Source organism: Chengkuizengella sediminis (genome assembly GCF_010078385.1).
In the GTDB taxonomy this organism is placed as follows: domain Bacteria; phylum Bacillota; class Bacilli; order Paenibacillales; family KCTC-33759; genus Chengkuizengella; species Chengkuizengella sediminis.
Genome location: NZ_SIJC01000003.1, coordinates 442,383 through 455,832, shown reverse-complemented (window position 1 = coordinate 455,832; position 13,450 = coordinate 442,383). Strand labels below are relative to the sequence as shown.

Below are 13,450 nucleotides of genomic sequence, written 5' to 3'. Positions count from 1 at the left end.
TTATGAATGAGAAAAAATAAATTATATATCATTATGATGATAGTATGTTTCTTGTTAGCGAATGTTTCCATACCCCAAGTACACGCTGAATCAAACACATTGAATTATGTAGCTTTAGGTGATTCTATAGCAGCGGGTTACACACCAGAAGGAGAAATTGACGAAGGTTACTCAGATTTTATTGAGGAATATTTAACTGAAGATGAACCATTGATTACGTATACAAAACAATTTGCAATTCCAGGACTTACAACTTCCGATTTAAATGGTCTAATCCAACAAAATTTATCAACAGAACAATTTCTATCTCTATTTGGGGGAGGATTTCCTGCACCACTAGTTGGAGAAATATCAAATAACATTAGAATTGAAAATTTAACAATACAAGACGCAATTGAAGATGCAGATGTCATCACTTTAACAATCGGAGCGAATGATATATTATCAGAAATACCCTACGATGTAGCAACAGGTACTATTGACATGTCTGGTATTGATATTGATCAAATAACGACAAAGATGGGAGAAGTAGAAGAAAATTTATCTAGTGTGTTGGAGCAAATTTTTGAATTAAATGATGAAGTTCAAGTTTATGTTTCTGGGTATTACTTCCCTTATCCACATTTATATGATCAAATGCTACCAGAAGAAATAATTAATTTGCAGAGCACATTGAATTCATTAAATTCAATAATTCTAGATGCAACAAATGACCATAACGACGCATTCTATGTTTCTTTAGAGGGTGTATTTCCAAATGATCCAATTGAGTATTTACCAAATGAACAAATCCATCCTACAGTCGTAGGTTATGAATTAATTGCTCAACGGTTTATTGACGTGATGGAGGAGCAAGCTAACGGTTTACCTGAACCACCAGAACCAGAAGAAACAACACTTACATTGAATTACGTAGCTTTAGGTGATTCTATAGCAGCGGGTTTCACACCTGAAGGAGAAATTGACGAAGGTTACTCAGATTTTATTGAGGAATATTTAACTGAAGATGAGCCATTGATTACATATACAAAGCAATTTGCAATTCCAGGACTTACAACTTCCGATTTAAATGGTTTAATTGAAAATGATTTATCAACAGAACAATTTCTACTTCTATTTGGGGGAGAATTTCCTGCACCACTAGTTGGAGAAATATCAGAAAACATTAGTATCGAAAATTTAACAATACAAGACGCAATTGAAGAAGCAGACGTTATTACTTTAACCATCGGAGCGAATGATATCTTATCAGAAATACCTTACGATGCAGGAACAGGTACTATTGACATGTCTGGTATTGACAGTGAACAACTAACGACAAAGATGGGAGAAGTAGAAGAAAATTTATCTAGTGTGTTGGAGCAAATCTTTGCATTAAATGATGAAGTTCAAGTATATGTTTCTGGGTACTACTTCCCTTACCCACATTTAATTGATCAGGTGCCACAAGCACAATTAGATATTTTGTTGGGTACATTGGGTTCATTAAATTCAATAATTATAGATGCAACAAATGATCATAACGACGCATTCTATGTTTCTTTAGACGCAGTATTTCCAAATGATCCATTTCTATATTTATTACCAGGCGAAATCCATCCTACAGAGGCAGGTTATCAATTAATTGCTGATCGATTTATTGAAGTAATGGAGGAGCAAGCTAACGGTTTACCAGAACCACCAGAAGAAACAACATTGAATTACATAGCTTTAGGTGATTCTATAGCAGCGGGTTTCACACCAACTAGAACCATTGACAAAGGATACACAGATTTTATAGAGGAATATTTAACTGAAGATGAACCATTGATTACGTATACAAAACAATTTGCAATTCCAGGACTTACAACTTCCGATTTAAATGGTTTAATTGAAAATGATTTATCAACAGAACAATTTCTACTTCTATTTGGGGGAGAATTTCCTGCACCACTAGTTGGAGAAATATCAGAAAACATTAGTATCGAAAATTTAACAATACAAGACGCAATTGAAGAAGCAGACGTTATTACTTTAACCATCGGAGCGAATGATATCTTATCAGAAATACCTTACGATGCAGGAACAGGTACTATTGACATGTCTGGTATTGACAGTGAACAACTAACGACAAAGATGGGAGAAGTAGAAGAAAATTTATCTAGTGTGTTGGAGCAAATCTTTGCATTAAATGATGAAGTTCAAGTATATGTTTCTGGGTACTACTTCCCTTACCCACATTTAATTGATCAGGTGCCACAAGCACAATTAGATATTTTGTTGGGTACATTGGGTTCATTAAATTCAATAATTATAGATGCAACAAATGATCATAACGACGCATTCTATGTTTCTTTAGACGCAGTATTTCCAAATGATCCATTTCTATATTTATTACCAGGCGAAATCCATCCTACAGAAGCAGGTTATCAATTAATTGCTGATCGATTTATTAACGTGATGGAGGAGCAAGCTGAGAATTCACAGGAAATGAATGAACCAGAAGAAACAACGGAAAGTAGAAATACATCTTCTACTAATTCAAATCGTGGCAATGAAACAGAAAATGATCCTGAAGTTGTTGAACCTGAAGTAGTTGAACCTGAACTTGATCCTGAAACTACAGAAATAACAACAGAACAAAAATTTGAAACATTAAAAACTATAGGCATCTTTAGCGGTTATGAGGATGGTCAGCCTCATTTAGAAGATGTGATGACAAGAGAACAAGCAGCTAAAATTATTGCATTATTATTAGGGTTGAATATAGAAGATGCAGATTCATTAGATGAGTCCCAATATAGTGATGTTGAACAAGAACGATGGTCCTACAAATATATAGCAGCAGCAACTAAAGCAGGAATTATGAATGGTGTAGGAGACAATAAATTTGATTCTACTGGAAATGTCACCATGGAACAGTTTATTAAGATATTGGTAGAAGGATATGCATTTGTGAGTGGTATAGAAATAGCTGCAAATGAAAACTTAGAAGTCGAAAATGCAAGTGGCTGGGCAAAGAAATATGTAGTCGCAGCGATTCAATTGGGACTGATGGAGGAACAAGCGGATTATACATTGCCAGCATCCCGTGCATTACTAGTTGAAGGGGCATACACAATATTTCAAACCCTGTATGAGGAGTAAACCCACCATGTTTTGAATCCAAATACATGGAAAAGTAAGAAATTCAGCTTTTAATAATGTGAAAAAAGGGTCTAGTACATCATAATGTGCTAGACCCTTTATGTTATTGTCCATCTATTATAAACTATCCCAACTTATCCATCTTCCATTTCAAATTACGGAAATTACTATTCAAAATTGGATCTTTATATTGAAAAATTAGATTCTGTCTATTTAATTTGAATTGAAAATTCAATCATAGTAAAAAGGGTCTGGTAAAAAGCATTGACTAGGCTCTTTATTGTTCTCTTTATTAGGTTTATAATGATGATTAAGGATAATATTAGGAGAGATAAAATGAGCAGTACAAAAGAAAAGATAATTCAAGCAAGTCTTGAACTATTTTCAGAGTATGGGCATAAAGTGACAACAGTAAAAATGATTGCTAAAAAAATAGATGTGAATGAACTGACCATATATCGTCATTTTGGATCTAAAGAAAAAATTATTGAAGAAATAATTTATGCTATTCCAAGATTTGAGCCCCATCTTGTTGATTTTTTCATAAATCAAGTCGTTTATGATTTAGAGACAGATTTGCGCAATTTTGCAAAATTAATCATAGAAATAAGTCAAAATAACTATATCTTTTTGAAGTTATTAATTAATAATTTAGATTTAAAAGAAAAAAGCTATATGAATAAAAATGATAGAAACAGGGTAAAGGAAGAACTTCATCATTACTTTAAGCAAATGGAAACGATGGGGAAAGTAATATCTTTAGATATAGATTCTTTAAATTTATTGCTTTATTCCACTGTGGAAGGAGCATTTCTTCTTATAGATAAATTTGGGCATTCTGAAATTCATGATATAAATTGGGACTTGTATATTGAATCATGGGTCAATTTGTTCGTAAGAGGTTTAGAGGTTAGATGAACCGTCTTTTTAAAAGTGGTCATAGCAAGATTTTAGGAGTGATGAAATGAGCGATACGAAAGAGAAAATACTCAAAGCAAGTCTGGAACTATTTGCAGAACATGGTTATAAAGTCACAACAGTAAAAATGATTGCCGATAAAATTGATGTGAATGAGTTAACCATATATCGTCATTTTGGCTCAAAAGATAAAATTCTTAAGAACATACTTGATGATTTTCCAGTACTAGAACCTCTTATCTTTCATTATTTAAAAAATGAGGTTGCTTTTGATTTAGAGACAGACCTATACAATCTTGCAAAAATAATTTTGAATTTTAATGAAGATCATTATATTTACAAGAAGTTTTTATACAATGTAGAGTTAGATAAAAACACTTTTCTTCCTATAGAGGAAAGAAATAGAGTTCAAGAAGAACTTTATCTTTATTTTATGAATATGAAAAATATGGGAAAAATTGATGATGTAGATATCAAATCACATATATTAATATTTTTTTCAACTTTGGAAGGAGCATTCCTTTTTCTTGAAAAGTTTGGGGAAGTCAAATTTCATGAGGTAAACTGGGATGAATATATTAATACGATGGTTAAAGTTCTTGTAAGAGGTTTAAAGGTCTGATGAAAAAAGATTAAAAGCGTTTTGAAACTTCACCCTATCCTTATAGAAAAATTATTGATTCTTATTTCAAATGAACAACGATTACCGAAATCCTATTATAATGGAGATTTCGGTTTTTTAATTACATTGGTAATTTTTATTTGTCATAATAATGAACTAAAGGTTTCATAAGTTAATAAAAAGGGGGATCTAAGTGTGAATAAAAAAAACGTAAGCATGTTCCATTGGTTTATAAAACATGCATCATGGTCAAAAGTGATTATACTACTCACAGCATCAATGGTTATTTATTTTTTCATGCTTAAGGTCACAATTCCTAAAGTTTCTAAAATGGCAGATGGAATGGAAATATTTGATCTTAAGCTCATTGGTTATGATGTAGACTACGCCATGAGATTATTAGAAGGATTAGGTGAAGAAGGAAGATATGTTTATTTGCTACAACAAATACCTTTAGATTTAATCTTCCCAGGTTTACTTGGATTATCGGGTGCTTTTTTAATAGCACGCATGACCCAAAATCATAAAAAAATGAGTAGAGCTCTAATTATTCCACTCATTGCTGCGGTTTTCGACTATTTAGAAAATGTGTTCGTTGCTTATATGTTACTTAAGTATCCAGATGTGAATGCATTTACAATCAAAAGTTCAAGCTTTTTTACAATTGGAAAAAGCATAACTACATTATTATTCTTTTCATTTGTCATACTATATTTATCGGTCCTACTCATGAATAAACAAACTAAATAAACGATCTGATTATTTTATCTTTTTTATTTGTCCAACAACTTCATCAGTACTCCACACAGCATTTGCTATCATTTTAAAATTAACCAAAGCCGCTTCGTAACCATTTAACCCATCTATACTAGCCCCAGCTGTAGCATCGTAAATGACAGCTACCTCAAATCCATTTTCAAGCAGCTCACGTAAATGTGACTCAATACATAGATTGGCTGACATTCCTGCTAATATTACTTTTGATATGCCATGTTTTCTTAACTGTAAAACTAAATCATTCGATTCAGGACCATAAATTTTATGAGGGCTTAATATACATTTTTCTTAACCCCATCAAATATCTAATTCCATATACTAATAAAAACAATAAATATAATAAATTTTAGTAGAATTGCAATAAATTAAAAGGAAAGTGATCTACCTCCATAGAATTAGGTTAATTATTCCAACTAGATTTGGCAAACAATAGAGTTCATATTTTAGGAGGGATTGTTATGAAAAAGAATAGTATGATTTTGATGTTATGTTTAGTATTAATAGGTTCATTTTTTGGAACAGGTCAATTAGCACAAGCAGTAGGAGAGGGTCCTAACTATAATGGAAATGAAACAATCCAAAATGAACGTCTTCACTCTTATGATGAAATGGTAGATTTCCTTGAAAAAGTGGAAAAAAGGTCTGATGAGATGATCCTTGAAGTATACGGTCAATCGATAAAAGGGAGGGATTTATATTTAGCTAAATTTGGAGAGAATGAGGAGAATCCTACAGTTTTATTCCTCACACAACAGCATGGAAATGAAGCACTTACAACAGAATCAGCACTTGAAGTCATTAAATATTTAACAAATAACAGTAAAGAAGTAAAAACTATTTTAGAAAATGTAAATATTTTAATTGCACCTCGCTTAAATGTGGATGGTGCAGAAGGAGATGTGAATTTTTCATTAGAGGATTACGTATCAGGAACACATACACGTTATAACGCAGATGGATTTGACTTAAATAGAGATCATGTAAATCGAAATCAACTAGAGACTAAAGCACTTCATGAAAATGTGATTCAAAAGTATGAACCAGACTATATGATTGATTTCCATCATCAAGGTACACAAACGACACTAGGAGATACAGATGAATATGTTTCTGGATCGATTTTATACCCTACGAATGAAGGTGTGGATTCTGAAGTGAGAGAACGTTCCAAACAATTAGGAGCAATAGTGTATAATGCGGTTGATGCAAAAGGATATGGTTTATTATCTAAGTATCGTGGAGGAACCGCACCAACGATCAGTCGTAACGGTCTTGCTTTGGAATATGGGATTGCGACACTACTATTTGAAATGAGAGGGATGGCAGATCACTATTATGAACCATATGTTTTAGGTCAAAAAAGTAATGGGTATCTCATTCAACAAGGTGTGACGGCAATGAAAGCGGTACTTGAATCATTTGTAGATGATTCCATCGAAACCGTGGATACTTCTTTTTGGGATACGCTTCCTTTGAGTGGTTCTAAAGGGGAAGAGTATGAGGATGAGCATTAATGGAGAGGCTTCGATGACAGCTTTAAATGGTCACTGATAGGAGTTCTTGGTATTAAAAAAATAGGATGTTTATATTATGATAAAGCGGTGACTGTAATAGTCCCCGCTTTAATTATTTTATAGAAATATCATTTTATCTTAGCACTTTTTTACTTTTACATGCATACAACCCTTAAATTTGTTATTCAGTATGATTTTATGATCTCTTTTAGGTTTATAACGTTGTTCTTGGTTGTTTATTTGTATAGGTACTTGCTGCTTTTCGGGCGAAAATAGACATTTAGACAGATTTATTGGAAATAGTTTCTCTTTAATTTATTGTCACAAATCTTTCTATGACGGTTTCTTTATGATGACTGAGTAAATAGTTATAGTGGAGGATATCCTTTATTGAAAGGAATCATTACTTATTGATTTATAATTCAACTAAAGAAAAGGTGGAAAAAGTGACAACGGAACAACAGTTTAAGCAAATATTTAAAGCCAACTATTCTCTGGTTGTAAATAAAATTAATCAAATTTTAAGTGATCGAGCCATCGCTGAAGACCTTGCTCAGGATGTGTTTATGCAATTATATAACACCAATTGGAATGAAATAGAGAATATACCTGCATGGTTAAGAAAATCAGCAGCCTATGCATCATACAATCATATTCGCTCGGAGAAGAGAGAGTCGGAACGAATCAAAAAAGAATCAACGAGTATACAGGAAACGATCGCTTCCTCAGAAGATCAATTTCTGCATAAGGATGAAGTATCCAATGTACAAGCTATTCTTGAAACGATGGATGATCGAGAACGAAATTTATTATTAATGAAATACTCTGGTTTTAGCTACAAAGAGGTTGCTCATACGCTAGGTATTACTCAGACTTCTATAGGGAAGCTTCTCTCAAGAGCAAGAAATAAATTTAGTGATTTATATGAGCAAAAAAGGGGGGGAGAATGATGGAATGTTGCAACGAGCAATTTTTACAGTCCTATTTAGACAACGAATTAAATGGGGAACAAAGTGAAGAGTTTGAACAACATTTAAACACTTGTGAGAGATGTAAACGTGAGTTAGATGAATTGCATACTTTTAATGAATGGATGGAGGAAAACATAGAGAAGAATACATCTCAAATTAAATTTGAAGAAGAAGAAATTGATGCGGCATGGAATCGTTTTGAAGAGAAATTAGCTGAACAATCACAAATATCAAAACAGGAGAACATTGTTCATGTAGAAAACTATGTTGCGAAAAGGGAAAGAAAATCAACCGCTTTTTATAAAAAATGGGTAGTGGCTGCTTCTTTCATTGTTATTGCTGCAAGCATGTTAGCTATTCCTCAAATCAATTCAGGAGCAAAAGCCTTTTTCTCATATGTACAAGAGAACATATTCAATTACACCCTTGAGTATGATACGGAGTCAAAAGTGATACGGGATGTAGCAGGTAATCTTATCGTTTATTTTGAAGCGGGTCAAATATACGATGCAAAAGATAATCCAATTAGTGTAGAAGAATATAAACGAATCATTGCAAGCTATGGTGGTATGAATATTCCATACAATGAGGATGACTTTACATTATATGACGATGCGCTGATCAGAGGGATAGATATCAAAGGTAAATCTGAAGCAGAGATTCGTAAAGCTGTTGAAGAAGACAGAATGGTTTCATTGATTAATTTTGAAGCGGAGAGCATTGGTATGGAGTTAGAAGGAGAGACCGAGTCAGAGTTAAGGAAAGATTTTAGTGAGAAATTAGAACGCACTGTGAATGAAGCTATTGAAAATGGGATTCAAAACTTGAAGAAAGCTTACCAACTTGATCCTGAAATTTATCACAATATAGGGATAGATTTAACAAATAAAACGGATGAAGAAATAAAAATAGAAATGTATGAATTCCTTGTTAATGGGAGTATAGACATTCCATACTACAATAAAGATGATTTAAAAACTAATATTAAGGTGACTACACCAGCCCGATCGGTAGCAGTACAGTTTTTTGGTAACGATGTTTTACAAGCTGATAGAATCTTAACTGAATCAAAAGAACTAGGTCTTGATATAGATGGGATGATTATATCTGAAATCTCAGATTTAGTTAATCAAACAAAGCACCCATAATGATTTTAAAAGTATGGGTATAATCAAACAAATATTAAAAATAACGATAACATTATTTTTTGAAATGACTAGGGAGTTTAAACCCTAGTCATTTTTCACTCATATTACCATTTATCATTCATAATAGAATAAGTTATGATATGGTTGTCTTACTAATATCGTTATTTTTCCTTTTCAAAGATAAATTGAACTAGATTTTTTTCAAAAGTATTTCATATAGTGTCACAAAAATCTAGCGATCGGTTTCTATACAGTGAACAAACAAAAAACAAAAAACAAAAGGAGAGAAAGAAGATATGAAAGGTAAAAAAATCGTAGCAGTAACAGCATTATCAGCATTAATTGTAGGGGGAGCGTTCTCTTATGCAAATACTTCAAATAACACCATTCAACCACCAGAAGCAGGAATGACAGTACAAGAACAAGTAAAAAAGGTCAATGTCCCACTAGATACTTATAAAGAATATGGATTAGTTTTTGATGTAGACAACAAAGTGATTCATGACATTGGGGGAAATATCATTATCCAATTTAAAGATGGATTGATCTATGATGCCAATGGAGATGAGTTATCTTTTAATCAGTATTCAGACATTAGAAAACAATATCAAGGAGGGCTTACTCTTAATGTCACAGATTCTGATATTGGAATCTTAAAAATTGACGCATACTTAGCTGGAGTGGATCCAGAAGGTAAAACAGACAGTGAGATTATAGAAGAAGTTAGAGCGGTGGAACAGATGAATTTAATAAAATATGATGCAGAAATCATGGGAATAGATATCTCAGACCTGACTGATGAAGAAATAAAAGTTAAGGTAGACCAAGAAAGAGAAGTGTTTATTCAAAATTCAATTAAAGAAGGTATAGAACAATTGAAATTATCCTATCAACTCGATCCTGAAGTATATCAAAGTGTTGGAATCGATTTAACAGATTTATCAGATGAAGATATTAAAACCATGGTTTATGAAATATACGAAAATCCAAGTATAAGTATACCACTTAGTGAAACTGGGAGTCTCAGTGTATGGAAAGCTGAATTTGAAATTATAAAGCAATTTTTTGATTATCGGTGGACAGGTTGGGAAAAAACATTATCTAGAGCAAAAGAATTAGGTGTAGATACTTTTGGTCATTCCATTGGGAAAATTGGAACTATAAGCAATAACATGGAAACAGCAAAAGAATTAGGGTTGGACATTGAAGGAAAAACTAGTGATGAAGTATTTGATATGGTACAGGATTATTATAAAAAGAAACATATGGAGGAAACAGGAAAAACAGAAGGGGAACTTTATAACGAAAGTGTGTAATGAGATCGACAGGTTCATTGGAACACCATTTTTGAAGAAATGAAACAAGCGAAAATAAAATAGCTACCATGAAACTGGAGAAAAAATGCATTTTTTTTCTTCAGTTTCTTTACTTTCTTAAGAATTTCTTTAGTTTTGTTTTATAAACTATTTAATTTTGATCTTTATACTTGTAAGTAGTTCAACATATCTTAACAAAATTAAACGGATTTAAAACTATTTTAACCGGTTTTTGGTTTTTATAAATAGAGCTTGCTTCTAAGCAATGATTAATTTTTGCTTAATGTCACAAAAGTAAATGTTGTGGTTTCTAAATAGTAAAAGACGAAAAATAAAAAGGAGTCTCAAATTGATGAAAAGCAATAAATTCATACAGATCATATTGGTTTCAGCAGTTTTGATAGTAGGGGGTATCTTTATTAAAAAAATAACTGGAGATTTGGAACGTATTTTTGCAATAGAGCTGACCAAACCCAAACTTACTACAAACAATGTAAACTACACCATTCAGAATCAACAACATAACAGCGTAACGAATAGTAATATCGTATTAGATTCCAATGTGTCCAATAATCAAGGTTTTATTAAGAAAGCAGAATCTCAAGCTGATTTCAATCAAATACAGTATAAGGATTTTACATTCGGTCATCCTATAGTTAATCATATTTTATTTAGTGATTCAAACGAGGGGGGGCTTATTTTAACTGATGAAAAAACAAACCGATCCGTAGAAGTTGCTGTAAAAATTTATAAGAAATATTCATTAGCACATTTAATTGAAATGTTATTTGTTATAGATAATCCAACGGGAGAAAAAAATGAGCTGATCGAAGCGACTAAAAAGTATTATTCAGTCATTTATATCGATCCATGGGAAGATTTATATAAAGAAATACATCAACATAATATTGATACAACAGGAAAGACTTTTCTAGAAGTATGGGAAGAAGCACTTAACTATCCAATATATAGTGAAGATCAAGATCTCATTGTTTATAGAGCAGAACAATTTGGAATCAACACACAAGGGAAATCATTTCAAGCAATAAAAGAAGAAGTGATGAAGTATGATGAAACGATGAGATTGGTGGAAGAAAGCAAGGATTTAGCTTTTGATCCTAACTGGTTAATAAAGGAAGTTAAATGGTGGATAAGTAAATAGTATATCTTAATCAAGTTACAATCTGTATTTCTACTGATGATAAAGAAAAAGTGTAAACAAATTTTAGAAACATTCCCAGTTTATACTCCCAACAATAATTTGTTATATTCAAATATTAACGGCAGAGATAAAGAGATATGTCATTTAGTTAATTTATTAGCAATCTTCAATATTGCGTCTTTATAAATAATTTTTAAAAAATTTGAAAAATTAGGTTTTTTTATTTTAAAAATGAATTCATAGTGTATCCTCATTTTTCTATCGTTATCTCTTTCAAAATATTAAAATAACATTAAAATAACTTTAATAAAATATTAAAAAAAAATTAAGATCTTCTTTATATTTAATTATGTCAACCATGATTTTCTACCAATAGTTTCATATATTATATGATTATGGTTGGAAATCGCTTGCATTAGTTAATAATTTAATATCTTGCTAACCATTGATATATTAACGTTTGCTAAGAATATATAGGTGATAGTATATCTGACTAATTTTAATGATGGAAGATTCCTCCTCCAGAATCCCCAAAAACCTATGTTATAGTATAGGTGCAAGAGAAAAAAACAAACCAAAACCAGGAGGAATTTATCATCATGAAAAAAGGAATGTTTCTATCTATTGCAGCTGCTACAGCACTATTTGTTTCTTCATTAGGAATCAATTCTGCAGATGCTAGTCAGATCCAAGTTAAAACTTATAAGGTGGATTATTATCAGTTCAATCAAAGTGATATCAATAAAATGATAGAGAGTATACTGATCCAAGCAGGTAGTCAGTATAAAATAGAAGATATCATTAAATTGATAGAGCAAATCGAGCCAGTGAAGTACACTGAGGTTGCAAAAACGCCACAAGTTGTTTCTAAACCAAACAATACAACACCAGCGCAACCAGCTCAATCACAACCAACTCAAGCGCAACCAGCTCAATCACAACCAACTCAAGCGCAACCAGCTCAATCACAACCAACTCAATCACAACCAACACCACCACCTAGCAACAATGAAGGAACTACTGAAAAAGAACCTACCAAAAAAGAAACTTCTAAGTTAAATGCATATGAACAAGAAGTAGTAGATTTAACAAATGCAGAGCGTGCTAAATATGGATTATCTCCGTTGAAAGTAGACGAGCAGTTAAGTGAAGTTGCACGTATTAAGTCTGCCGACATGCAATCTAATAGATACTTTGATCATACAAGCCCAACTTATGGTTCACCATTTGATATGATGAAAAACTTTGGAGTATCGTACACATCTGCTGGTGAAAACATTGCTTATGGTCAAAAAACACCAGAAGAAGTAGTGAATGCTTGGATGAATAGTGACGGTCATCGTAAAAACATTTTAAATTCTAGCTACACTCATATCGGTGTTGGTTATGTAGAACAAGGTAATTATTGGACTCAAATGTTTATTGGTAAATAAGAAGTAATTACAAATAGTAATTGCATGATCACAGCATGGGCCTGATTTTTCGAAGGATAGAAGTCGGACTCATGATGTGAAATAGGTCACCGAAAGGTGGCCTTTTAACTTTTCCTTACAAAAATATAATTTCCCATTCCATAATTTTATATTCTTAAATTTCAAATTTCCTAAAGAATATTTTAACTTTTTAACTGAGTAATCATTTTCAGTATATAAAAAATTATACATTTTATACATATATAAAGGGTTACAAAAAAGTTACATTCTATATAACAAACAAGGAGTATAGCTCATTAATGTACAAAATTTTAGACGGTATCTTCTAGGAAGTTTCTACTTTCACCGAGTGAAGGAAGGTTAGAGGGGGTTCAATACTGAATAGATTTAAGGGCTGTATGAACAGCCCTATGAGGAATAAAATAAAAAATTTTGTTGGAAGGTTCTAAATTTGATTTAAATA

The 13,450-nt window shown here is 32.0% G+C and carries 11 protein-coding genes; 10 read left to right on the top strand and 1 reads right to left on the bottom strand.

The genetic code is table 11. From position 1 onward, the window contains the following. Positions 1-6 precede the first annotated feature (6 nt). The 4 genes from EPK97_RS09250 to EPK97_RS09235 all read left to right on the top strand — a co-directional run bounded on the left by EPK97_RS09250 (position 7) and on the right by EPK97_RS09235 (position 5,416). Entirely contained in the window at positions 7-3,126 is a 3,120-nt protein-coding gene (locus tag EPK97_RS09250; protein WP_162036326.1) for a GDSL-type esterase/lipase family protein, read from the top strand. 336 nt (positions 3,127-3,462) lie between these two features. After that, the gene (locus EPK97_RS09245; RefSeq protein WP_162036325.1) at positions 3,463-4,044 is read left to right on the top strand and encodes a TetR/AcrR family transcriptional regulator; all 582 of its coding nucleotides are present in this window, start codon (positions 3,463-3,465) and stop codon (positions 4,042-4,044) included. A gap of 46 nt (positions 4,045-4,090) precedes the next feature. Continuing rightward, a complete protein-coding gene (locus tag EPK97_RS09240) occupies positions 4,091-4,666 on the top strand; it encodes a TetR/AcrR family transcriptional regulator (protein WP_162036324.1) in 576 nt (191 codons plus the stop codon). Between the two features lie 195 nt (positions 4,667-4,861). Further along, the gene (locus EPK97_RS09235) at positions 4,862-5,416 is read left to right on the top strand and encodes a hypothetical protein (protein ID WP_162036323.1); all 555 of its coding nucleotides are present in this window, start codon (positions 4,862-4,864) and stop codon (positions 5,414-5,416) included. A 9-nt stretch (positions 5,417-5,425) separates the two neighbouring features. Here the strand turns inward: EPK97_RS09235 and EPK97_RS09230 are convergent, their stop codons facing one another. Next, positions 5,426-5,704 carry an isochorismatase family protein gene (locus EPK97_RS09230; RefSeq protein WP_338075681.1) on the bottom strand — a complete coding sequence of 93 codons (279 nt, stop codon included), beginning with the start codon at positions 5,702-5,704 and terminating at the stop codon, positions 5,426-5,428. A 197-nt stretch (positions 5,705-5,901) separates the two neighbouring features. Between EPK97_RS09230 and EPK97_RS09225 the strand changes: the two genes are divergently transcribed. The 6 genes from EPK97_RS09225 (at position 5,902) to EPK97_RS09200 (ending at position 12,987) form a co-directional block, all read left to right on the top strand. Then, complete coding sequence (locus EPK97_RS09225) at positions 5,902-6,957, top strand: M14 family zinc carboxypeptidase (RefSeq protein ID WP_162036322.1); 1,056 nt, start codon at positions 5,902-5,904, stop codon at positions 6,955-6,957. A 446-nt stretch (positions 6,958-7,403) separates the two neighbouring features. Continuing rightward, positions 7,404-7,907, top strand: a complete 504-nt coding sequence (locus EPK97_RS09220) for a sigma-70 family RNA polymerase sigma factor (protein ID WP_338075674.1) — start codon at positions 7,404-7,406, stop codon at positions 7,905-7,907. Beyond that, complete coding sequence (locus EPK97_RS09215; RefSeq protein WP_162036320.1) at positions 7,907-9,076, top strand: anti-sigma factor; 1,170 nt, start codon at positions 7,907-7,909, stop codon at positions 9,074-9,076. The genes EPK97_RS09220 and EPK97_RS09215 overlap by 1 nt, the downstream gene beginning before the upstream one ends. Positions 9,077-9,372: 296 nt before the next feature. Next, positions 9,373-10,392, top strand: coding sequence for a hypothetical protein (locus EPK97_RS09210; protein WP_162036319.1), 1,020 nt, complete (start codon positions 9,373-9,375; stop codon positions 10,390-10,392). A 352-nt stretch (positions 10,393-10,744) separates the two neighbouring features. After that, complete coding sequence (locus EPK97_RS09205; protein ID WP_162036318.1) at positions 10,745-11,554, top strand: hypothetical protein; 810 nt, start codon at positions 10,745-10,747, stop codon at positions 11,552-11,554. Between the two features lie 599 nt (positions 11,555-12,153). Continuing rightward, positions 12,154-12,987 (top strand): CAP domain-containing protein, encoded by an 834-nt coding sequence (locus tag EPK97_RS09200; protein WP_162036317.1) that lies wholly within the window; start codon positions 12,154-12,156, stop codon positions 12,985-12,987. The last annotated feature ends 463 nt before the right edge of the window (positions 12,988-13,450 follow it).